We start from the raw sequence: 22,257 nt of genomic DNA, 5'->3' as shown, positions 1-22,257 counted from the left end.
AACGGAATAAACGCATTCGCCCAATCGTTTATTCCTCACGCGCGACCGCACGCTGCGCATCGCGCGAGACCAACATCACTAACAGGAGCCGACATTATGCACAAGACTCTCCTCTGCCTCTCCACGCTTACGCTGATCGCACTGCAACAGACCGCTTTCGCGGAAGCGCCGAAGGTCAATAATGGCCACTTCGTCACCGCCGACGGCATGACGCTCTATACCTTCGACAAAGACACGACGCCCGGCACAAGTGCTTGCACCGGCGGCTGCATGAACAACTGGCCTGCTGCAATGGCGAGTCCTACGGACAAGCCATCAGGCGATTGGACCGTGATTCCCACAGCCGACGGCAAACAGCAATGGGCGTACAAAGGCCATCCGCTGTATCGCTACGCGGCCGACAAGCAGGCGGGTGACATGAAGGGAGACGGCTTCAAGGACATGTGGCACACGGCGAAGCCCTAACGCATCACCGATCGGCAATAGGCCAACCTGAAGACGCCGGTGAACACCGGCGTCTCACAAACGAAAACGCTTACTCGTTCGCCTATTCGTTTTTAGGGCAGGTTGCAGCCGGTCGGATCGCTCGCTCTACCAGAGCGCGTCCTGCAACAGTTTGGTAGACACCTCCACCAGAACATCCGGTTCAACGTTATGCCAGCATCCGCAAGCAACGCGCTGCCTGCGGGACTCCTCTTTTCGACGCAAGCGCAAAGTCGCACACCGAGACTTTGCGGCATGACTGACTGCGTCGCGCCCCAAAAGTCACCCCATAAAACGCCTCGCGCCGTAGTATCGCGACGCCCAATAATTGGCCGACAACGACTCCACGCGAATGGAGCTTCCTGTGGCCGGTGCGTGAACGAATTTCTGTTTGCCGACATAGATACCGACGTGGGTGGCTGTGCCGCGCGGTGTGTTGAAAAAAACAAGGTCACCCGGATGCAAATCCGGCTTTGCAATGGCACTCCCCGTCTTGCTGATCTGCGCGGACTGCCGAGGCAGCAGCTTGCCTGTCGCTTTGCGATAGACGTAGCGTACAAATCCGCTACAGTCGAGCCCACTGTCCGGGTCGTTACCGCCCCAACGATAAGGAACGCCGATCATCGTCATCGCCTGATCAACGATATCTGCACGAGCAATGGCTCCCGGCATCCGTCGCGCGTCGGTACGCTCTACAGCCTGCGCCCGCACGCCAAACAATTTGTTGGCGAGCGACTCGCTGTCCAGCGCATCGAGTTGCTCGACATCGATCGATCCCAGCTCGTACACCTTGCTGCTGCGTTCCGGTGGCGTGGCATGTGCCAACACCGCCGGCAGTATGACGCCGAGACTCACGAGCGCCAGTGTGAGACGCCGTCTAGCCACATGTCGTCCACATGATCCGGCGGTGGGGCAACGTTCCCGCAAATGCTCCATTTCGTGCTTCATTTCACGCTGCCTTCGCATGAGTGCGCAGATGCGTGAAAGCGTCACGAGGTCCATCGAACGCCACGGCACCATCGGAAAGAACGATGACGCGGTCCACGATCGAGAGCAGATTGCTGCGGTCTGTCAGTAGCAAGATCGTTGTATCGGCAGTTGCCTTGTCATGCACGAGATCAATGAATGCCTTCTCGGTCGAGCCATCGAGATTTGCCGTCGGCTCATCCAGAATCCACACCGGGCGCCGCGTCAGCGCGAGGCGCGCCATCGCGAGCATCTGCCGCTGCGCCGCGGTCAGCCTTGCAGGCATCTGATCGAAGCGCGTGTGCAGGCCGTTTGGCAGCATCGGCGGCAACCACTGCAGCGGCAATCGGTTCAACGCGTCAAAGCATGCTTCGTCGGTCTCAGGTGTTTCGACTGCCAGGTTCTCGGCAAGCGTGTCGCCGAGCAGCATGCCGTCCTGCCCAAGATAATGCGTCTGGTAACTCAATGCTTCCGCGCGCCTCCCCGTGAAGGCGTGGCCGTTATAACGCACCTGCCCCCGGTCCGCGGGCACCAACCCCAACAAGATGTGCGCAAGCGTACTTTTGCCGCATCCTGGCGCGCCAATGATCGCCACTTTCTCGCCCGGCGCGATCTGCAAATTGATGTCGCGCAACAGCGGCTGTTCCGGCATATAGCCGAAATGCAGGCCATCAGTCCGCCATCCACGTTCGCCAGGCACACCTAGAACGGGTTCTGCATGTACGGATAGGCTCGTCTCACGGGTGCGATTGATGTTCGCGAATATCCCGCGCAATTGACGCAACGCCGGAAGCACCCCAACGAGCGAGAACACCGGTTGGCTCAACCGTCCAGCCAGGATGACCGTGGCAAATAACGCCCCCGCTGCAAGATGCCCCGCCTGCAACAGGTAGAACGCGACAACCACAGTCGCAATCGTCTGCAACGATGACAACGTCATGAGTACCGCATTGCAACGCGCCTGATGGACGTGCCGCTTTTCATCGGTAGCAGTGTTGCGCTCGACGTTGGTCAGAAACATCGTGCGCAGAAGATCGAACGCGCCGCTCGCCGCGTAAGCCGAAGGCTTGGCGAGCGGCGCGAACGTCGCCGGCAAAGCTTCCAGTCCAGCCTTCTGTGAATGCCTGTCAAAACGCCAGACGACCGCGCACTCGACGCACCAGATAACTAGCGGCACGAAAACCAGCCATCCAGCCACCAAAGCAATGACGACAAAATAGAGCGAGCAGAACAGCAGGTCGAGCGCCGAACTCGACGCGAGACTCCAGAACAACGAGCGAGCCTTTGCCCATCCCTGAAGTCCGTTGAGCGTGGCAAGTCCCCAGTCGGTCGAGCGCGAAAGCGGCGCACGCACCAGCTGGTCGACAACTTGCGGTTCCATGTCGCTGCGGATCGACCGTGATAACCCGACCATCAGCTTCGCGCGCTCGACGCGAAACAGGTACTCCAGCCCAAAAGCCAGCAACGCGCCGAGCGACAGAACCCATAACGACGCATCGGCTTGCGCGGGGATCACGCGGCTATAGATCGCGTTCATGTATAGCGGAATCACAAGCGCAAAGATGTTCAGGGCAAAGGTGCCCCATAGCAATTGCACCAGCAACCGGCCTTCCTGACGCCAATGTTCGATAAACGTCTTAAACGAGAGTGCCGCAAGACGCTCCACCTTGACGACGCGATAAAGTGCCTTGCCGCTATCAAGCAGGCTAATAGAACGCGATGTCTCTTCTGCACCAAAGACCAGCGCCTCGTCACGCACGAGCGCGCTCTGCCAGCGGCCTTGCTCATCGCGCACGAGGTACACGTCACCGTTCAGACGTGACGTGCCCGCGCGCGCGGGCACAAAATCCAGTCCGTAGTCGCGACCGACCTGATCGAGCAGCATCGACTCGTTTCGTGAGCCAGAAAGGGCCGCACACGTACGTCGCCAGCGTTCATCGGCGAGCTCACCGTTAGTGAGAACAATAGCCCGGCCAACCGCTTGCAAAAGCGCGGCCGCCGGGAATTCGAGTTGAGTATTCATAATGACATCCATCCGTCAACTGCGTCTGCCCGATAAACCGCGCCGGCCTGCAGAAGGGAGTACGCGCGCAATCCGCTGATGGTTGCGCGCAGGTTCAAGAGTTAGTGATTCCAGACCAGTTGATGGCCGCCCAAGGTGTACGTGTCCGTGGTGTGGCCGTTGCTGGTAGTAGTGGTGTGAGCCCAACCATCGGCGGCGGTGTTGTGCGTCATCGTGACGGCATCTTTGGCGCCTGTGTTCAGCGTCAGCGTCTCGTTACCACGCGAGAGGAGGTTCGTAAAATCGATCGTGATCTTGTCCGCCGCCGTGCTCGTCGAGAAGTCGATCTTCTGGATGTTCGTGACCTTGGCCAGCATCGTCGTCAGATCGTAGGTACTTGCGCTCGAGCCGGATTTCTGCAGCGTGTCGTTGCCGCCGCCGCCATTGAGCGAGAGACCGGTTACGTCGGCCTGCGTATTGAACGTAAAGATATCGTCGCCCGCCGTGCCGAGGATTTTCGCGATGTTCGCGTAGGTGTCGGTACCAGCACCGCCGCCCTTCAGCACAGTTTTTCCCGAAAGATTCACGGTGATGATGCTAGTCATACCGCTATAGTCGATCGTAGTGCTGCTGCTTCCACCGTCGATAGTATTGTTAGCATTGCTAGCGATAAGAGTTTTGGTTCCCGCACTGCCCATCCAGAACGTCATGTTGACGCCATCTTTGCCATGCACCCAGTCACCGTCATAATTTCCGCCGGCATATTGCTGGAAATTCATGACGGTGTCGGTGCCGATGATCGCGCCTGCGGAGCTGTACTTCACGATCGTGCCAGTATTGAAATCGGCATTCACCTTGTACGAGCCGTTGAGGACAGCGTAGACATTGGACGTCCCGCCGCCCGCGTCAATGGAATCGTTACCGCCGCTCGCCGAGATCCAGTCGCTCTGGTTGGCGTGTCCCTTGATCACGTCGTTGCCTTGCCCACCCTGAAACCGGCTGAAGTTAGCGATCGTGTCACTATCACGGCCGTCGGCGAACGTCACGACACCTTTGTCGAAATCCGCGACCAGTCCCGTATTCGTCTTGTTGTAAGCAATCGACGCGCGACTGCCACTTTGCGAAGCGATGCTCTCGCCGCTTCCGTAGTAATGACCGTCGATGTGATTGCCGCCGCCATTCACATAGAAGTAGTCCGCGTTCGACGAGCCGTTGATGGTGATATGGTTCGCGCTGCCCCAGTTGATAGCGTTGTTCATCAACGCCGATGTATCGATCAGGTCAATATTCTTGAACGCCGTCGCGCTGGTCGACGCAGACGACACACTGCCAGATCCCCAGTCCACCGTATTCATGCCTTGCACGGTACCGCTTCGGCCGTCCGCGTTAAACGTATAGGCCATTACCTTGCCGCCTTTTGCATTGGTGGTATCGAGCTCATTGAAGCCGCCACCAGCGTCGATAGTGCTTGGGTAAACAGAACCATTCAGCAGGTATTTGTCGTTGCCGGCCCCCCCTTTGTACGAAACTGTGCCGTACACGACAACGGTGTCGCCATAGTTGGTGCCGACGAAATTCCCAAACGTGCCCACCAGGGTATCGGTGCCGTTCACGCCTTTCTTCACGATACCTGTCGACGTGTCGAGATTGATCCCTGCGTTGAGCTTCGAATAGTCGACCGTATTGGTGGCGCTGTGGCTCACATAGGTATCGCTACCCACCGAAGCGATTACCTTGTTCCCGGTGCCAGTGCCCACGTCAATCCAGTCATTCGTCCCGTCACGCCCTTCAAAGACGTTGCCCGACGCGTTACTGCCAACAATTCTCTGAATATTCGTGATTCTATCCGTGAAGCCGTAGCCATTCTGTGCCACCACGCCGGTATTCAGATTGACGTTCACGGCGCTGGTCGCGCCGCTGTAGTCGACTGTGTTGTTGACACCTGAGCCGCCGTCGAACACATTGTTGCCGCGTCCGCCGACCAGCCAGTTGTTGTTGCCGGAAACGCTCAACACATTGTTGCCATTTCCCCCAGACAGCCAGTTGTTGTCACCGGAAGCGTAAATTTCAATGCCGCGGTCGCTGGCGCCACGAATCACACTGTTGCCACCGCTTGCGCCTACGATCACATCGACATCGTACAAACGGTCGACGAAGTCATTGCCGATCAGCGCCAGATTGCGATCGAGCGTGATGTCGAGATGCCCGCTACCCTGGTATCCCGAGTAGTCCACTGTCGTCCTTCCGCCGTCACCGCCGTTCACAGTGTTATTTGCGCCACCGCCATAGACGGTCATATCGCCGGTACCACCGTCAATCGTATTGGTACCGCCGCCGGTAGCGCTGAATACGCTGTGGCCGCTGCCGCCGATCATGGTGTTATTGCCGCCGTTGATCGCGATCATCGTGTCGCTGCCGGCGCCACCGTGATACACGTTCTTGCCGCCGTCAGCGTTGAATACGTTCACACCGTCGCCCGCGAAGAACGTGTTGGTACCGCCTTGCGCATTGACGGTGTTCAGGGTCGCGCCGCCATAGATCGCGTTGGTTCCCTGGATGACGTCAAAAGTATTCTTACCCGCACCGCCGTAAAGTTGGTTCGTCCCAGCGGTCGTAGCAAAGTTCGTATCGCCATCGGTGCCGATCAACAGATTGCTGCCATTCACGAGGCCGGTAAGCGTGCCGCCGCCAGCCGAGCCGATCACGGCCTGAATATGCGTAAGCGTGTCTACCGCGCCGTTGCTCTTCGAAGCAAGGCCGGTCTGTCCATTGAGGTCGACATCGACCTGACCGGTAAGCCCAGCGTAGCTCACAACATTGAAACCCAGGCCGCCGTCGATCTTGTCATTACCGGCACCTGCAATGATCAGATCATCGCCCGCGCCTCCAACGAGGGTGACATCGCCGTCACCAACCTTGATCCGGTCGTTGTAACGTGTACCTATGATCTGATTCACGCCGGAGAAATGGTCCGCACCGGCGTTGCCGTTCGCGTCCAGCCAGCCATTATTTGCAGTAACGCCATTGGCCATGTCGACATCGACGCCGTTCAGCACGAATTGGCGGCCACTGGCGCCGAGCGTCACCGTTTCGAACGTCGTTCCGCCGGCACGCGAATAATCGATCGTATTCAGGCCGCTTGCGCCACCCGTATATATGTTGTTACCGCCATTCGCCACAAACGTGTTGGTGCCGGCGCCGCCGACAAACTCGTGATCGAACTGGTTGCCGATAAACGTGTTGTCGCCGTCACCGCCTTTGATGATCTGGATGTTCTCGATCGCATGCGTGGTGTCACCGGTTTTCACGCGGCCCATGTCGATCCCACTGCCATCGCCGACCGGACTAATGCCGAGCGCCGCACGCACATCCGCCGACAAATCGACTACGAGCGCCGACGAAAAATCCGAGTAGTCGAGCGTATTGACACCGCCGCCGCCGTCATAGACCCCGTTCGAATGGCCTGCAATGATGGTGTCATCGCCAGCCCCACCATGGATCACGACGTCGTTATCCTGACGGCTCAATTGATAGGTATCGTTCTGATCATGCAGCGCGGTCGGGGCGTCCGTGATCGCAAATGCGATATCCGTGGCCGCGCTTTCGCCCGAAGCGGCATCCACGTAGTCGAGGTGAACCTTAAAGGTGCCATCGACCGCGCCTTGCGCGCTTGGATAGCGCAATGCAAATTCGTTTGCATTCAGCCCAAGCGCCATCCCGTAGGGCGAATCCCACTGCACGACGCTCACGCCCTTGGCTGCAAGCGCCGGATCGATCGACACGTCCAGTATCGCGCTTGCGGAACCGGCGTTCACGATACGCACCATGGAACCTGCGGGTCCGGCGCCGACCGTAGTGTCGGCGTGAATGGTCCAGCCAGTTGTCTCGTGGCTCAGATCGACATCGCGCGCCGAATATTGGGTCGAAATACGCCCGTCGGTACGGGCAGCATCACTGCCCGCGCCCACATAGTATTCGTGCGTGTTCTGATCAGCCATACCGACTGTCTGCAACAAGACCACGTCCTTCAGCGAAGGCGGCGTCGGGTCGGGCGTCGGCGTCGGCGTGGGCGTGGGCGTGGGCGTCGGCGTCGGCGTCGGCTCGGGTTCCGGCGTCGGCTCGGGTTGCGGTGGCGTAGGATCGTCGTGCGGTTCTGGATCCGGCTTCGGCGGCATGCCCGCAATGTGGGAGACCTGCGGCAGCGGTGCGTCGTCGAAACGGTGCTTGGCGAAATCCGCTGCATTGACAACGGGCAGCGGCTTGTGAGCCGCATCGGTCTGTTCCGCGCCCGCGCCGCCCTCTTGCGACGACGAGTCGGCAACAATAAGGTCTTCCTTCACGACTTCTTTCGTGACTTCCTTGACCACCTCTTTCACCACCTGTTTAGGCGCGTCGTGTCCGGCGGTTCCATTGCTATCGCCTTCATGGTGGGTCTGCGGCGCAGCAGCATTCGGCGCGGCACTCACCCCAGTGGCATAACTGAGCAGTTGGTCTGACGGAATCTCCTTGCCGTCCGCGAATACCAAGGTGAACACGTGCTTGCCCATCGTCGCAAGCTGGGCGGCGAATGGAAATGTGTAGGTATGGCCGTCCGCGGTCTTAACGACCACGTCCGGGCCATTGATCGTGATCTTCACGTCCGCGAAACGGAATGGGATCTCGTTCTTCCCATAGGTCTCGAGAATGACGGTGGTGTCTTGTTTGTTCGGTACTGGCAATTTCATATCATGGCTCCGCGCAGACGTCGCTAGTAGATAAGCGGTCCGTCGGCATGGTTATCAGTTAGATCGAAAATCAGGATTCAGAGAGCGCAGCGGACGCGCCCGACATCAGCGGCTTCAACAGATACTGCGCAAGCGAGCGATGTCCCGCGAGCAGATAGCTTTCGACAGCCATCCCCGGATAAATTGGCTTCTTCAAATTCGACTTGGGCACTTCGACTGTGACTTCGTAAAATCGCCCGGTCCGGTCGTCACCCAGTGCGTCCGCGCTGACCACCGCAACGCGGCCATCGAGCGTATCGGCATAACTATTGCCGAAGGCATTCACATGCACTCGCGCCGGCATGCCTTGCCAGATCTTGTCGCGATCTTCCGGCCGGATACGCACCTGCGCGACGAGCGGCACGTCCGTCGGCGCAATCTCGAAAAGGTCGCCCCCCGGCCGGACGACAGCACCGGCATGGGGATTCACCACGCGCTGGATCACGCCGTCCGCGGGACTTTCAATCTGTGCCTGTTTGCGCCGATCCTGACTCGCACTCGCCTTGGCGTTCACTTGCGCGAGTTCGTCGCGCGCCTGCGAAAGCTGCTTCTGCGCATCGGACATAAAGTCGGTTTTGATCTGTTCAACCTTGAGCCGATATTCGCGCTCTTCGGCGACAAGCCGGGGGACCTTCGCGCGCGCCTCGTTCAACGCACTCTGCGCGCTTTGCAGATCGGAACGTTTCTGTAACAGCACGCCTTCGGCAGCAGCCCCTTTGCGCACAAGAGGCGCGATCATGTCGACCTGTTGCTGCATGAGCGCAACCTCCTTGTCGAGGTCGCCGATACGGGTGCGCAGCTCAGCCGATTGCGCGAGCCGCTGATCCGCCTGAACCTGCGAAATCGAAGCCGACTGGTCAAGGGCGAGCTGGCGCGAGTCATACAGCGCCTTTTCTCCCGCGACGGCCTTCGCCTGTTCAGCGTCGGCAGGCATTGCTGGATCGAACCGTGTGTGTGCGAGCTCGGCCTCGAGTCTCTGTTCGCGAAGGCGCAGCGTGCTGAGCGCTGCGGAATTCCTGGCGAATTCCTCGGACACATAGGTGTTATCCATCACAGCAAGCAACTGTCCCTTTCGGACCGTTTGCCCTTCGCGCACCAGAAGCTTTTCGATCTGCCCGCCGTCAGCGTGTTGCACGACGATATTGTGGCTCTCGACACGGACCACACCAGGGCCGCGAACGAGCACATCGAGCTTGAACATGGTCGACCAGACAGCTAGTAGCGTAAAGCCGAGCAGCGCCACGCCGGTCATGCCGCACGGCGCATAAGGGCGGCACAGCGCGATGCCCTGTCTGATTCTGATAACGATGAGGCTAAATTTTTCTTTCATGACAGTCACAGCGCGACACCGGGTGCCTCGCTGTATCAAGAGTGGAAAACGAACTACCTGAGGCGAAGAACGATCGAGTCTTGCGTGCCATCGTCCGGCACGGGATTGCGCAAATCGATCTTGTCACGCGGGATGCCGAGTTCATCGGCAATCGCCACGACCATCAGCGAGCGCTCGTATTGCAGGCGCATACGGACACCAAGAGGCGCGTCAGTCGCACCGGTGAGTGAGAACACAAGCAAACCGCGCTGCCGGATTGCCTGAGCGTGGCTGCTCATCCAGCCGCGCACGGCCGCCCGGGCGGCGGGCTGCAGAAAGTTTTCGTCGCGTCCCACGCTGGCGACGAAATCGTCGGGCTGCCGCGTCAGCTTGTCGGTCAGTTCGACTGCGCCTGCCGGCGAGCTCGATTCGCTCGAACTGGTGGCTGGCGCACTATCGACAGGCGGTCCGGCCAGCGCTGCCAACACCTGAAAAATCATGCTAAGCAGCAGGTACACCATCAGTAGCACCGTCATCATGTCGACGTATGCTGGCCAGATATGGTTCTTCGATCCGGATGCCATTACGCTTCCTCCTTGATCAGATTGAGTGCGCGCAACCCGTCCATGGTTTTCGCGTCCATGTTGTAGAGCGCCAGCGTCGCCAGGTAATAGCCGGATTCAGCTTGTTCGCGGTCGCTGCGCGCCGAGAACAAATCGACTTGCGCGTTGATCAGGTCGGACAGTTGACGCGTGCCAAGGCGGAATTCGTCCGCGTACAACTCGAGCGTGCGCAGTGCCTGCTTCTCGCCGTCGACACTCAGCGTCCACTGATCACGTGCACTGTCCCAGTCAGAGCGCAGCGCCTCGGTTTGATCGTTGACATTGCGCAGCTCCTGTTCAAGCTGTTGCTGCGCAACGTATTTCGCCGACACGGCCTCGTTCACACGAGACTTCTGCAGACCGCCGTCGAACAGATCGAAGGTCACCTGAAGCATCACTGAACTGCCGGGCGAGGGAACGTTCTGAAACGGTTTGCGAACGGTGGCTACGATGTCGACGCGCGGATAGCGCGACGCGCCTTGACTGCCAGATTCGCGTCCGCAGCCGATTCGATCAACGGTTGAAGGTTGACCGGAGGAAGTTCTTTCACGCGGTCCCTCTGCTGCGGTACCGCGTCCAGACCGGTGATCGACTTGAACTGTTGCCTAGCCTTCGCCAGTTGCAGATTGATCTGCTTGCCGCGAGCCTGCGCGGAAGTCAGCGCCAGTTGGCCGCGGATCGCATCGGATTGCGGCGCCAGGCCACCGGCTACGCGCTCCTCGATTACCGAATTCAGACGCTGCACCTGAGCGACGTAGTCCTCGGCGATTTTTTTCAGATGCTGGTAGCGCACAACGTCGAGATAGGCGCGTGAGGTGTTATAGGCGAGCATTTCAACCTCGCCCTGGTACGCGCTTTCCGCGGCCTCGGCGGAGAGCGCCGCACTGCTCACCTGGTTCTTCCGGCGCCCGAAATCGAACACCGTGTACTGGATCGTGCCGTTTACCTGCGAATATTGATCAAAGGTTCGGCCGTAGCCTTGCGTCGCCCCATAAATCCTGTCCGGCGTCTTGGCTATGACGCCCACCTTCGGGTAGTAAGCGGCGCGCGCACCGCTGACACGCGCCTGCGCCTCGTCAGCCTGACCGCGTGCGATTTTTGTCGTTAGGGCATTGTCGGTTGCCGCATCGAGAGCGGCCGCCAGATCAATGCTTTCCGTGGCAGACGCACCGGCCGACACACCGGCAAACGCACTGCCGAGCATGACCGCCGCGAGCGCCTTCGTAGGTTTTTGATAAGTCCGCGTCATGACGATCTCCGGCTCAAGCCACGTTGCTCGAGACGACCGGCTTCACCGCCGTCATCGCGAAGCGCCGGCCTTCAATGGCCACGCGTGCGCGCCCAATCTGCTCGACGCAATCCATAACGGCGTTGCGCTGCATCTGCATCGACACGTTCATTTTTTCGAAAGACGCAGCCTTCGTGGCCATGCCGCTTTGCAGTGCGTCGAGACACAGCACGGTTTGTTCCGTATGCGCTTTGATATCGACGAGCGTATCGCCAACGCTCTCGACCGTCGCGCTGACCTGCACACGGTTGGCTTCGATGGAGCCCGCCATGCCTATAACGGCATCATTCATTGCCGCCATCGCATCGGTATTAACCTGCACGGCAGACCGAAGTTCGTCCAGCAACGACTGCTGCCGCTCTGCCGTGTCAGCAATGCGGGCCAGCGCCGCCAGACTGGCGCTCGCGACGCTCAACTGCTCGCTGCGGCCAGCAGCGGCCTCGTCAGCGAGGGTCTTCAGTCCGGATTGGACGATAGAGGCCACGCGTTCGATACTTCGTACTGCCTCATCACTGTTTGCGGCACTGCCTGCGACGTGCTCGCTATCGTCGCCATCATTCAGATGCGCCCATTCGCGGATCGATTCGACCCAGCAACTGGAAGCGCGGCTCACGAATTGCGCCAACGCACCGACACCTAGCGAACCGATCAGGCCTAGCAATGACGCGGAAAAAGCCGTGGACATACCCGCCAGCGGCGCAGTCAAACCGCCGATCAGCGCGGTTGCCGACGCTTTACCGCCAGAGCTCGAAACGATAGCCATCGCTTCCTTGATGCCAGCCATCGTGTGCATCAGCCCAACGAAAGTACCGAGCAGACCAAGTCCGATCAGCACGCCCGACGCGTAATCGAGCATGCGGCCACGCCATTCGAGTGATTCGTTGAGTGCATCGATCACCGCGGCGCGGCGTGAGGCATCGGCGTGGCCCAGATCGGCAAAGCGTCCGCGCAACACACGCAGTGCGCCGCGCAACGGTTCGTCCGAGGCCAGATCGGCGCGCAGCCGCGTCCACTGCGTCTCCCCGCGGAACAGGAATATCGCAGCAACCAATGAATAAATGATCGAAATCAGCAGCACCGCAATGATCAGCGAGTTGACCACAGGGTTGTGGGACACGACCTCTTTCAGCGTGCCAAAGAAAGCAACGAGGCCAATGCTCGCGAGCACCTGAAGTGCAAAAACGATTAACAGTAAGCGGCGGGTTTTGGTTCTGGTCATGTCCGTGATCAGTCAACGAGAATTGAGTTGGGCCTGATTCGACGAAACATGCGTGTCTGTAAGACGTCGGCTTTCGTATCCGCAGCTTGGCGGTAGCGTGTGCGAATCAGGAACTGCGCTTCGCCATGCAGCGTGCCGGTTGCTCGAACAACACGACGTGCCTCACGGCAACGCGGCCTGTCGCCGCGTCGACCCAAAATATAGGCGCGTTCGATTGGCGATCATGTAGGACAATTCTCAAACTCTGACAGAGCATCTGAGATGAAATAGGTAATTGACGACAACGAATAGGACGATCCTATTCTTTGCACGCGCGAGACCGACAGGTCATATCAGAACTGCTTACCGCTGACAGCTATGGCAAGAGCCCCACATACGTACGTGGAGTAGGGAACGAAAGGAATGGGATAACAGGAGCCGAAGGAGTCATCGACGGCCGCTTCGTCACCGCGAACGGCATGACGCCTATGTCTTCGACAAAGACACCACGCCCGGCAAAATTATCTGCACCGGTGGCTGCATGAGTAACTGGCCGGAGGCAATGGCGAGCCCGTCTGACAAACCATCAGCCGACTGGACGATGATCCCCGCTGCAGACGGCAAACCGCAATGGGCGTACAAGTGCCATCCGCTATACCGCTACGCGGTCGACAAGCAGGCAAACGATATGAAAGGGGATGGCTTCAAGGACATGTGGCAGACGGCGAAGCCATAACCGGGAGTCGCTGACCAACGGGCCAGGACTGGAAGGCTAAAAATGCTCAAACTAAAAAACGCCGGCAGCATGCCGGCGTTCTCACAGACTCACACGAGAGCGCAGGCCTTCGCGCTTACTCGTCTTTAGGACACTGCAAGTTACATCCATTCGGATCGCCGTTATCACCGCGCTTGCGCATGGCTGATTTTTTGTTGGACTGGTACTTGTCCGAAGGTGCCGACGCCGCAAACGGCATCTGTGGATGTTCGGCAAGACGGAACTGATCTTGCAAAATACCACCCGGCACACCCGGAGAATTCTGTGCAAAAGCAACCGAAACGGTGGCGAGGAGCACCCCGGCTGTCGCTGCCGCAGCACATGCGTGGAAAAGAGCTTTCATATCGAGTCAGCGCGGTACAGCGCGCGGTTGTGGCGTAAACGGAAGATTAGAGATTATCCCAAACAGACGCCCTACGCAGCGGCGACGGCACCATTTTGTTTACAGTCGCTTACACCGTAGCCGGGCCAAGCCCCTCATCGAGATCGAGCAGCTTGCCGCAGTCGCGCGGATCGTAACCTTCTAGCTGCTCGACACTACGCCGAAACGCCGTGCCGCGCAGCAAACCGATTACCGTTGCGAGCGGCGCGCGCTCCAGCCGGGCGCGGTCGCAAGCGAAGTAATAGTCTTCGTCGACGATCGGAATAAAGTCGAGCCCGAAGTGGTGCGCCGCCGGCTCGACGCCGAAGCCCACATCCGCCATGCCGCTCGCCACGAAAGCCGCGATCGCCGAATGCGTGAGTTCCGCCGACGCATAACCGTTAACTCTGTCCGGATCGACCCCGACTTTTCGTAGCGCGAGATCGAGCAGCATGCGCGTACCGGAGCCAGGCTGACGATTGACGAAGCGAATGTCGTCGCGAGCGAGATCGCTCAGGCCGCCGATTCCCTTGGGATTACCCTTGCCGAGAAAGAGGCCCTGCTTGCGCCGAGTGAGATGCACGAGCACGTGACGCTGCGGATCGAGCCAGCGCCGATACGTATCAGCACAGGCGGCGCGGAATTCGCCCAGTGGTAAGTGGAAGCCGGCCAGATCGCATTCGCCGCGGGCGAGCGCGCTGACCGCATCCGCGCTGTCGCGGTATTTGATGTTGACCGGCAGATCGTTCGCGACCAGCGCTGTCACCAGTGCCGCCACGGCGTAACCGTGCGACGCGTAGATCCGCACGTCGTCGGCGGGTGGCGCGAGCCAGCGGTTCAGCTCACTGGCGACTTCGCTCGCAAGCGCCTGCATATTGCCGTCGAGCCGCTCGCCGCACAGACGCTGTGCGCGCAACACGGCCTGCCCGAGTTCGGACAGCACCGAGCCCCGCCCACGCTCCTTCGCGATCAGCGGACCACCCAAACGCTCCTCGATGCTGCGCAACAAACCCCACGCGTGACGGTAGGACAAACCCTTAAGCGTCGCCGCCTGCGCGATGCTGCCGGACTCGTCCACCAACGCGAGTAACGGCACCACGTCCGACAGGCTGGCCTCGCGGCCGTCGGGACCCTTCACAACCAGCTGCGCCTGACACTCGATTCTGATCATATATGCTTAACTCTTTCCTATTGCACGAGGCGTTTGACCCGCCTATTGTTCCGCTATCCCCTATCGAATAAACAAAGCATAAGTGCACGCATTATGAATAACAAGTGCATATATGGCTTTGAAGGAGCCTCACTTGGACGATTCCATGGCCATTGCGCCGGACCAGCTCGTGCAGCGTCACGCGCAGCCGGGCATGACGTTGTTAGCGGTATTGCACGCGATTCAGGACGAACTCGGCTATGTCCCGCCCGCCACGGTTGCGCCTCTCGCGCGTGCCATGAACCTGTCGCGCGCGGAAGTACACGGCGTCATCACCTACTACCATCACTTCCGCACGCAGCCCGCAGCACCCGTCACGGTGCAACTATGCCGCGCCGAAGCGTGCCGGAGCATGGGCACCGAGGCGCTCGCGCAGCATATCGAGGCGCACACCGGTTGCCGTTTCGATGCTGAACACGAGCAAGGGGCGACAGTCGAGCTGGAATCGGTGTATTGCCTCGGTCAATGCGCGCTGTCGCCGGCGTTAATGGTCAACGGCACCTTGCACGCCAAGGTGACGCCGCAAAAATTCGACGCACTGTTCGCCGCCGCCAGCAAATGCGTGGAGGTCACGGCATGACGCGCATCTACGTTCCCCGCGATTCGTCAGCCCTGGCAGTCGGCGCCGACGAACTGGCTCGAGCAATCGAAGCCGAAGCCGCACGCCGCGGCATTGAGATCGAACTGGTCCGCAACGGTTCACGCGGTTTGCTGTGGCTTGAACCGCTCGTCGAAGTCGCGACGGCCGAAGGCCGTGTCGGCTATGCCAACGTCGAGGAAACCGACGTTGCAGCGCTATTCGACGCCGGCTTCGTGGAGGGCCGCGAGCACGCCCGCCGCGTCGGCGTGGTCGACGAAATTCCGTATCTGAAGAAGCAGCAGCGCCTGACCTTCGCGCGCATCGGCATCACCGACCCGCTTTCCATCGACGACTACGTTGCCCACGGCGGCCTCGAAGGTCTCAAGCAAGCCTTGAAAACCGACGGCGACGCCGCCTGCGAAGCCCTGATCGAATCGGGTCTGCGCGGCCGCGGCGGCGCAGCCTTCCCCGCCGGCATCAAATGGCGCACGGTGCGCGGCGCCAAGGCGGCGCAGAAATACATCGTCTGCAATGCGGACGAAGGCGACTCCGGGACTTTCTCCGACCGCCTGGTGATGGAAAGCGACCCGTACGTGCTGATCGAAGGGATGATCATTGCGGGCGTCGTGACCGGCGCGACGGTCGGCTATATCTATGTACGCAGCGAATATCCGCACTCGATCGCGACACTCGAAGCCGCGATCGCCAAAGCACGCGCCGCCGGCTGGCTCGGCGACAGCGTGCTCGGCTCGCCGGCGCATCGCTTCGACCTGTTCGTGGCGAAGGGCGCAGGCGCTTATGTCTGCGGCGAGGAAACCGCGCTGCTCGAATCGCTCGAAGGCAAACGCGGCATCGTGCGCGCGAAGCCGCCCGTGCCGGCGTTAGTCGGCCTGTTCGGCCAGCCGACTGTGATCAACAACGTCATCACACTCGCCACCGTGCCGATCATCTTCGCGCGCGGCGCGGCCTTCTATAAAGACTTCGGCATGGGCCGTTCGCGCGGCACGCTGCCGTTCCAGCTCGCCGGCAATGTGAAGCAAGGCGGCCTCGTCGAGTTGGCGTTCGGCGTCACGTTGCGCGAATTGCTCTATGACTACGGCGGCGGCACGGCAAGCGGCCGCGCGGCGCGCGCAGTGCAAGTCGGTGGGCCGCTCGGCACGTATCTGCCGGAAAGCCAGTGGGACATCCCCATGGACTACGAAGCCTACGCGGCAGTCGGCGCGGTGGTCGGCCACGGCGGCATCGTCGTGCATGACGACACCTCGAATCTCGCCGAACTCGCGCAATACGCAATGCACTTCTGCGCGCTCGAATCATGCGGCAAGTGCACGCCGTGCCGGATCGGCTCGACGCGCGGCGTCGAAGTGATCGGACGGATTCGCAATGGCGATACGTCCACGCGACAGGTGCAGTTGCTGCGCGATCTATGCGACACGATGGTGTCCGGTTCGCTCTGCGCGATGGGCGGCATGACGCCGTTCCCGGTGCTGTCCGCGCTCGACCATTTCCCCGAAGACTTCGGTCTCGACAACGTTCACGATCACGCGCCCAAAGCGGCTGCGGCCTGACCCAGGAGCCTCACATGTCCAATGTGCTCAACGCCCCTTCCGGCGCCCCGAAGGAAGTCCCCTTGGGGGGCGGCTGCGGCTCCGGCAACTGCGCGTGCAAATCGCAAGCACAAGCGCAACAGCGTGCACCGCATTCGTTCTTTGACGACACCGATTACGGCACACCGGCGCGTCATGCCGACGTCGACGTCACGCTGGAAATCGACGGTCAGGCGGTGACGGTCCCGGCCGGCACTTCAGTGATGCGTGCCGCCGCCGAAGCCGGCGTCAATGTGCCGAAGCTCTGCGCGACCGATTCGCTCGAACCGTTCGGCTCGTGCCGTTTGTGCCTGGTCGAGATCGAAGGCAAGCGCGGCTACCCTGCTTCGTGCACGACACCCGTCGAAGCCGGCATGAAGGTCCGCACGCAAACCGACCGCCTGCAATCGCTGCGCCGTAACGTGATGGAACTGTACATCTCCGATCACCCGCTCGACTGCCTGACCTGCCCCGCCAACGGCGACTGTGAATTGCAGGACATGGCAGGCGTCACCGGCTTGCGCGACGTACGCTACGGATTCGACGGTGCGAACCACCTGAAGGACAAGAAGGACGAATCGAATCCGTACTTCACGTACGATCCGTCGAAGTGCATCGTCTGCAACCGCTGCGTGCGCGCATGCGAGGAAACGCAAGGCACGTTCGCGCTGACCATCGCCGGACGCGGTTTCGAATCGCGCGTCGCGGCGAGTGAAAACAAGCCGTTCATGGAATCGGAGTGCGTGTCGTGCGGGGCGTGCGTCGCCGCGTGTCCGACCGCGACCTTGCAGGAAAAGACCGTCATCATGCTCGGCCAGGCCGAGCATTCAGTCGTCACCACGTGCGCGTATTGCGGCGTCGGCTGCTCGTTCAAGGCGGAGATGAAGGGCAACCAGGTCGTGCGGATGGTGCCGCACAAGAACGGCCAGGCCAACGAAGGCCACGCGTGCGTGAAGGGCCGCTTCGCATGGGGCTACGCGACGCATAAGGACCGCATCACCAAGCCGATGATTCGCGCGAAGATCACCGATCCGTGGCGCGAAGTCAGCTGGGAAGAAGCGCTCAGCTACGCGGCATCGGAATTCCGCCGCATTCAGGCGAAGCATGGCCGCGATTCGATCGGCGGCATTACGTCGTCGCGTTGTACGAACGAAGAAACGTATCTCGTACAGAAGCTCGTGCGCGCCGCGTTTGGCAACAACAACGTCGACACTTGCGCGCGTGTGTGCCACTCGCCGACCGGCTACGGCCTGAAGACCACGCTTGGCGAATCCGCGGGCACGCAGACGTTCGCCTCGGTCGATAAAGCCGACGTCATCATGGTGATCGGCGCGAATCCGACCGATGGCCACCCGGTGTTCGGCTCACGCATGAAGCGCCGCATCCGCGAAGGGGCGAAGCTGATCGTCGTCGACCCGCGCCGCATCGATATCGTCGATACGCCGCACGTGAAGGCCTCGCATCACCTGCAATTGCGTCCGGGCACCAACGTCGCGGTGGTCAATGCGCTCGCGCATGTGATCGTGACCGAAGGCTTGCTGAACGAAGCGTTCATCGCCGAGCGCTGCGAAACGCGCGCATTCGAGCAATGGCGTGCGTTCGTCGCCCTGCCCGAAAATGCGCCGGAAGCGACTGAGGAACTCACGGGCGTGCCCGCCGCATCCATCCGTGAAGCCGCCCGCATTTACGCCACCGGTGGCAACGCCGCGATCTACTACGGCCTTGGCGTCACCGAACACGCACAAGGCTCGACGACGGTGATGGGCATCGCGAATCTGGCGATGGCGACCGGCAATATCGGCCGCGAAGGTGTCGGCGTGAATCCGCTGCGCGGCCAGAATAACGTGCAGGGTTCGTGCGACATGGGTTCGTTCCCGCACGAATTGCCGGGCTATCGACATATCAGCGATTCGATCACGCGCGCGTTGTTCGAAGAAGCGTGGAACGTTACGCTGCAACCCGAACCGGGTCTGCGCATTCCGAACATGTTCGATGCCGCGGTGCACGGCACCTTCATGGGCCTGTACTGCCAGGGCGAAGACATCGTGCAGTCCGATCCGAACACGCATCACGTGTCGGCGGCGTTGTCGTCGATGGAATGCATCGTCGTACAGGATATTTTCCTCAACGAGACCGCGAAGTACGCACACGTGCTGCTGCCCGGTTCGTCGTTCCTCGAAAAGGACGGCACCTTCACCAACGCGGAACGCCGCATCTCGCGCGTGCGCAAGGTGATGCCGCCGGTGCCGGGTTACGCCGACTGGGAAGTCACGGTGATGCTCGCGCGCGCGCTCGGCTATGAAATGGACTACACGCATCCGTCGCAGATCATGGACGAGATCGCACGTCTCACGCCGACCTTCCACGGTGTGTCGTACAAGAAGCTTGAAGAACTCGGCAGCATCCAGTGGCCGTGCAACGAGAACGCGCCCGACGGTACGCCGACCATGCACATCGACACCTTCGTGCGCGGCAAGGGCAAGTTCGTGATTACAAAGTTCATCGCCACGCCGGAAAAAGTCACGCGCAAGTTCCCGCTGCTGCTCACTACGGGTCGCATCCTGTCGCAATACAACGTGGGTGCACAGACGCGCCGCACCGAGAATTCGCGCTGGCACGACGAAGACCGGCTGGAGTTGCATCCGCACGATGCGGAAGAACGCGGCATCAAGGACGACGATTGGGTCGGTATCGAATCGCGCGCGGGACAAACCGTGCTGCGCGCGAAAGTGACCGAGCGGATGCAGCCGGGTGTCGTCTACACGACGTTCCACTTCCCCGAGTCGGGCGCGAACGTGATCACCACCGATAGCTCGGACTGGGCCACCAACTGTCCCGAGTACAAAGTGACCGCGGTGCAGGTGATGCCAGTCGAACAGCCGTCGCAATGGCAGCAGGACTATTCGCGCTTCAACACGGAGCAGCTCGATCTGCTGAAGCAGCGCGAGTTGGCCAACGCAACGTCAGGTAAGTGAGGCAAGCCATGGACAATCAGAGTCTGATCGACATGGCGAACCGGATCGGCGACTTCTTCGATTCGATGCCGGATCGCGAAGAAGCGCTCGCCGGCATCGCCGATCATATCCGCCGCTTCTGGGAACCGCGTATGCGCCGCGCTTTGCTGGCAGCGCTCGATGAACCGGATGCGAACGGCATCGAGATGTCGGGCATCGTCAGGGAAGCGCTCGTCAAGCATCGCGACGCGCTGACGCCGGCAGCGGCAATCGCGTAGCGGCACCGTTCCCTGGCGCCTACCGTGTGAAGCGGCCCATGTCAGGGCTGCTTCACACGGTAGCGCTCACGATCTCACCCAGGCACCCACCTCGCAGGCAATCTCTGCGCCCCTCCTCACAGCGCCGCCTGCTCCGGTATCACCCCACCCACCGTGAACCACGCTTCGCAATGCCGCAGCAAGCCGTGCAGATCGGAGCCGGTGCGCCCACGCGCGCAGATGTAGCCGTCCGGCCGTACCAGATAGAACGACGGCCGCGTGCGTCCATAGGATTCGGACAACGCCGGGCCGCCCTCCCCGCTCGTATCCGTCACGCGCCAGATGCGTACCGCGCCCGGCAACAATCGCTCGATTTCCGCTGCCAGTCGCTCGAGCTCCGGGTCTGGCGGCGCTGCGTGTTTCGCGGCGGGATCGAGCGGCGTGCCGTCGACCGGTAGCGGCGGGACCAGCAGGAACAACGAAAAGAACGCGGGATCGTGCAGATCGAACACGCAACCCACGCCCGGCGCGCGCCCGAGCGGCCCGTCCACCACATGCACCAGCGCATCCGGCGCGCGCTCGCCGGCACGCGGACCGCCGTCCAGCACGCGCTCGAGCGTCAGCGGACCGCGCCGATACTGGATCGACAACTCGCTGATGGTCATCCGCGCCGCATCGCGCAGCGGACCGAGCGCGGCCAGCACCGGCATCACGCGCTCGCGCAGCAGCTTCAACGGTCCGTGATCGGCCTCGGCCATATGCGTGATGAAGCCGGTTTGCCGCAACACGTCGCGCTCGATCGGATGCCGTTCGAGGTGATACGTATCGAGCAGGCGGTCGGGCGCCGCGCCTTTCAACACACGCGCGAGCTTCCAGCCGAGATTGAACGCTTCCTGAATGCCCGTGTTCATCCCTTGCGCGCCGGCCGGACTGTGTACGTGAGCCGCGTCCCCCGCGAGGAAAACACGGCCGACGCGCAGCCGCTCCACCATCCTGCTGTTCAGATGGAAATACGACGACCACGTCAGGTCCGACACGTCGACGCGTTCCCGCACACGCCGGGCGATCAGCGCCTTGCATTCGGCGAGCGACGGCGGCGAAACCCGATTGAGCGGCGGTTCACCGGGCACGGCGGGTGTGGCCGGCGCCGGGACTGTGGTCGGATCGACCGGATGGTCCGCAATCAGACGATGGCGCCCGTGACCCATCGGAAACAACGCGACGAGACCGTCACCCGAAGCGAAGATATGGAATTCGTCTTCCGGCCAATCGGTTTCGGCATGCAGGTCGGCAAGCAGGAACGTCTGCTCGAAGGTGCTGCCCACAAAGCTCAATCCGAGCCGATGACGGATCGTGCTGTGCGCACCGTCAGCGGCGATCAGGTACGAAGGCCGCATGGTTTCCGTATGACCGTCCGCGCGCCGCAAGGTCGCCTGAATGCTGGCGGAACCTTGCGAGAACATCGTCAGTTCGACGCCGCGCTCGACCGTCACGCCGAGTGTCGCGAGATGCTCCGTCAGCAGACGTTCGGTCACGGCTTGATCGAGAAACAGCAGATACGGATAGCGCGTGTGCAGCGGATCGAAATCGAGGCGCGCGAGACGCATGCCATTGGAAAAAAGATTGGCGATGCGCGCGCGATGACCGAGTTCGAGAAACGGCTCGATCAGCCGGTGCTGTTCAAACAGTTCGAGCGTGCGCGCCTGAATGCCGATGGCCCGTGAGTACGGGTTCGGTTGCAATGCTTTGTCGATCAGACGCACGGGGATGTGGGCACGCGCCAGGCTCATTGCCGCGGCGAGCCCGGTCGGACCCGCCCCGACGATCAGCACCGGCGACGCATCGTGTGCGGCAGCGTCCATGCGGAACTCCGGAGGCAACAGGACGTTCTAGTGTACGCCGCCGATAATCCAGTCGACGGTG

General features: G+C 60.9%; 16 protein-coding genes and 1 pseudogene. 6 read left to right on the top strand and 11 right to left on the bottom strand.

The features are described 5' to 3' along the window. Positions 1-96: 96 nt before the first annotated feature. Complete coding sequence (locus P0D84_RS04450) at positions 97-465, top strand: COG4315 family predicted lipoprotein (RefSeq protein ID WP_408332788.1); 369 nt, start codon at positions 97-99, stop codon at positions 463-465. Positions 466-765: 300 nt separating this feature from the next. On the opposite strand, the gene P0D84_RS04445 is transcribed toward P0D84_RS04450, so the two are convergent. The 8 genes from P0D84_RS04445 to P0D84_RS04410 form a co-directional block, all read right to left on the bottom strand. Further along, positions 766-1,431: a C40 family peptidase gene (locus tag P0D84_RS04445; RefSeq protein ID WP_408332786.1), complete on the bottom strand. Its 666-nt coding sequence runs from the start codon at positions 1,429-1,431 to the stop codon at positions 766-768. 1 nt (position 1,432) lies between these two features. After that, the gene (locus P0D84_RS04440) at positions 1,433-3,472 is read right to left on the bottom strand and encodes an ATP-binding cassette domain-containing protein (protein ID WP_408332784.1); all 2,040 of its coding nucleotides are present in this window, start codon (positions 3,470-3,472) and stop codon (positions 1,433-1,435) included. 101 nt (positions 3,473-3,573) lie between these two features. Then, on the bottom strand, positions 3,574-8,175 hold the full coding sequence (locus tag P0D84_RS04435; protein ID WP_408332782.1) for a beta strand repeat-containing protein: 4,602 nt from the start codon (positions 8,173-8,175) through the stop codon (positions 3,574-3,576). A 70-nt stretch (positions 8,176-8,245) separates the two neighbouring features. After that, the gene (locus tag P0D84_RS04430; RefSeq protein ID WP_408332781.1) at positions 8,246-9,544 is read right to left on the bottom strand and encodes an HlyD family type I secretion periplasmic adaptor subunit; all 1,299 of its coding nucleotides are present in this window, start codon (positions 9,542-9,544) and stop codon (positions 8,246-8,248) included. A 53-nt stretch (positions 9,545-9,597) separates the two neighbouring features. Then, entirely contained in the window at positions 9,598-10,107 is a 510-nt protein-coding gene (locus P0D84_RS04425) for a hypothetical protein (protein WP_408332779.1), read from the bottom strand. Then, positions 10,107-10,577, bottom strand: a complete 471-nt coding sequence (locus P0D84_RS04420) for a TolC family protein (protein WP_408339672.1) — start codon at positions 10,575-10,577, stop codon at positions 10,107-10,109. Before P0D84_RS04420 ends, P0D84_RS04425 begins: the two co-directional genes overlap by 1 nt. Then, positions 10,571-11,374, bottom strand: a complete 804-nt coding sequence (locus P0D84_RS04415) for a TolC family protein (protein WP_408332777.1) — start codon at positions 11,372-11,374, stop codon at positions 10,571-10,573. The genes P0D84_RS04420 and P0D84_RS04415 overlap by 7 nt, the downstream gene beginning before the upstream one ends. 13 nt (positions 11,375-11,387) lie before the next feature. After that, a complete protein-coding gene (locus P0D84_RS04410) occupies positions 11,388-12,632 on the bottom strand; it encodes a hypothetical protein (RefSeq protein WP_408332775.1) in 1,245 nt (414 codons plus the stop codon). A gap of 407 nt (positions 12,633-13,039) precedes the next feature. On the opposite strand from P0D84_RS04410, the pseudogene P0D84_RS04405 reads away from it, so the two are divergent. Continuing rightward, positions 13,040-13,347, top strand: a pseudogene (locus tag P0D84_RS04405) (COG4315 family predicted lipoprotein). A 115-nt stretch (positions 13,348-13,462) separates the two neighbouring features. Here the strand turns inward: P0D84_RS04405 and P0D84_RS04400 are convergent. Together P0D84_RS04400 and P0D84_RS04395 are read right to left on the bottom strand one after the other, a co-directional pair. Further along, the gene (locus tag P0D84_RS04400) at positions 13,463-13,729 is read right to left on the bottom strand and encodes a hypothetical protein (protein ID WP_408332773.1); all 267 of its coding nucleotides are present in this window, start codon (positions 13,727-13,729) and stop codon (positions 13,463-13,465) included. A 109-nt stretch (positions 13,730-13,838) separates the two neighbouring features. Next, on the bottom strand, positions 13,839-14,918 hold the full coding sequence (locus P0D84_RS04395; RefSeq protein WP_408332771.1) for a substrate-binding domain-containing protein: 1,080 nt from the start codon (positions 14,916-14,918) through the stop codon (positions 13,839-13,841). A 133-nt stretch (positions 14,919-15,051) separates the two neighbouring features. Here P0D84_RS04395 and P0D84_RS04390 point away from each other — a divergent pair, with 133 nt between their 5' ends. The 4 genes from P0D84_RS04390 to P0D84_RS04375 are packed head-to-tail and all read left to right on the top strand — an operon-like array spanning position 15,052 to position 20,355. Then, positions 15,052-15,537 carry an NAD(P)H-dependent oxidoreductase subunit E gene (locus tag P0D84_RS04390; protein WP_408332769.1) on the top strand — a complete coding sequence of 162 codons (486 nt, stop codon included), beginning with the start codon at positions 15,052-15,054 and terminating at the stop codon, positions 15,535-15,537. Then, positions 15,534-17,105 carry a formate dehydrogenase beta subunit gene (locus P0D84_RS04385; protein WP_408332767.1) on the top strand — a complete coding sequence of 524 codons (1,572 nt, stop codon included), beginning with the start codon at positions 15,534-15,536 and terminating at the stop codon, positions 17,103-17,105. The genes P0D84_RS04390 and P0D84_RS04385 overlap by 4 nt, the downstream gene beginning before the upstream one ends. A gap of 14 nt (positions 17,106-17,119) precedes the next feature. Continuing rightward, complete coding sequence (gene fdhF / locus P0D84_RS04380) at positions 17,120-20,098, top strand: formate dehydrogenase subunit alpha (protein WP_408332765.1); 2,979 nt, start codon at positions 17,120-17,122, stop codon at positions 20,096-20,098. Between the two features lie 8 nt (positions 20,099-20,106). Next, positions 20,107-20,355: a formate dehydrogenase subunit delta gene (locus P0D84_RS04375; RefSeq protein ID WP_408332763.1), complete on the top strand. Its 249-nt coding sequence runs from the start codon at positions 20,107-20,109 to the stop codon at positions 20,353-20,355. 116 nt (positions 20,356-20,471) lie between these two features. Here P0D84_RS04375 and P0D84_RS04370 read toward each other — a convergent pair whose 3' ends face one another. After that, a complete protein-coding gene (locus tag P0D84_RS04370; RefSeq protein WP_408332761.1) occupies positions 20,472-22,196 on the bottom strand; it encodes an FAD-dependent monooxygenase in 1,725 nt (574 codons plus the stop codon). Between the last annotated feature and the right edge of the window lie 61 nt (positions 22,197-22,257).

This window comes from Paraburkholderia sp. RL17-337-BIB-A, assembly GCF_046025895.1.
GTDB classification, from domain to species: Bacteria; Pseudomonadota; Gammaproteobacteria; order Burkholderiales; family Burkholderiaceae; genus Paraburkholderia; species Paraburkholderia fungorum_C.
Note: the sequence above shows the minus strand (reverse complement) of the source record. Positions and strands in the feature narration are given on the sequence as shown.

What these genes read in the sequence shown, in the direction of transcription:
- P0D84_RS04385 (WP_408332767.1), top strand. Translation starts at nt 15,534, where the DNA reads ATGACGCGCATCTACGTTCCCCGCGATTCGTCAGCCCTGGCAGTCGGC.
- P0D84_RS04370 (WP_408332761.1), bottom strand. Translation starts at nt 22,196, where the DNA reads ATGGACGCTGCCGCACACGATGCGTCGCCGGTGCTGATCGTCGGGGCG.
- P0D84_RS04395 (WP_408332771.1), bottom strand. Translation starts at nt 14,918, where the DNA reads ATGATCAGAATCGAGTGTCAGGCGCAGCTGGTTGTGAAGGGTCCCGAC.
- P0D84_RS04410 (WP_408332775.1), bottom strand. Translation starts at nt 12,632, where the DNA reads ATGACCAGAACCAAAACCCGCCGCTTACTGTTAATCGTTTTTGCACTT.
- P0D84_RS04425 (WP_408332779.1), bottom strand. Translation starts at nt 10,107, where the DNA reads ATGGCATCCGGATCGAAGAACCATATCTGGCCAGCATACGTCGACATG.
- P0D84_RS04435 (WP_408332782.1), bottom strand. Translation starts at nt 8,175, where the DNA reads ATGAAATTGCCAGTACCGAACAAACAAGACACCACCGTCATTCTCGAG.
- P0D84_RS04415 (WP_408332777.1), bottom strand. Translation starts at nt 11,374, where the DNA reads ATGACGCGGACTTATCAAAAACCTACGAAGGCGCTCGCGGCGGTCATG.
- P0D84_RS04440 (WP_408332784.1), bottom strand. Translation starts at nt 3,472, where the DNA reads ATGAATACTCAACTCGAATTCCCGGCGGCCGCGCTTTTGCAAGCGGTT.
- P0D84_RS04445 (WP_408332786.1), bottom strand. Translation starts at nt 1,431, where the DNA reads ATGAAGCACGAAATGGAGCATTTGCGGGAACGTTGCCCCACCGCCGGA.
- P0D84_RS04400 (WP_408332773.1), bottom strand. Translation starts at nt 13,729, where the DNA reads ATGAAAGCTCTTTTCCACGCATGTGCTGCGGCAGCGACAGCCGGGGTG.
- P0D84_RS04450 (WP_408332788.1), top strand. Translation starts at nt 97, where the DNA reads ATGCACAAGACTCTCCTCTGCCTCTCCACGCTTACGCTGATCGCACTG.
- fdhF (WP_408332765.1), top strand. Translation starts at nt 17,120, where the DNA reads ATGTCCAATGTGCTCAACGCCCCTTCCGGCGCCCCGAAGGAAGTCCCC.
- P0D84_RS04375 (WP_408332763.1), top strand. Translation starts at nt 20,107, where the DNA reads ATGGACAATCAGAGTCTGATCGACATGGCGAACCGGATCGGCGACTTC.
- P0D84_RS04430 (WP_408332781.1), bottom strand. Translation starts at nt 9,544, where the DNA reads ATGAAAGAAAAATTTAGCCTCATCGTTATCAGAATCAGACAGGGCATC.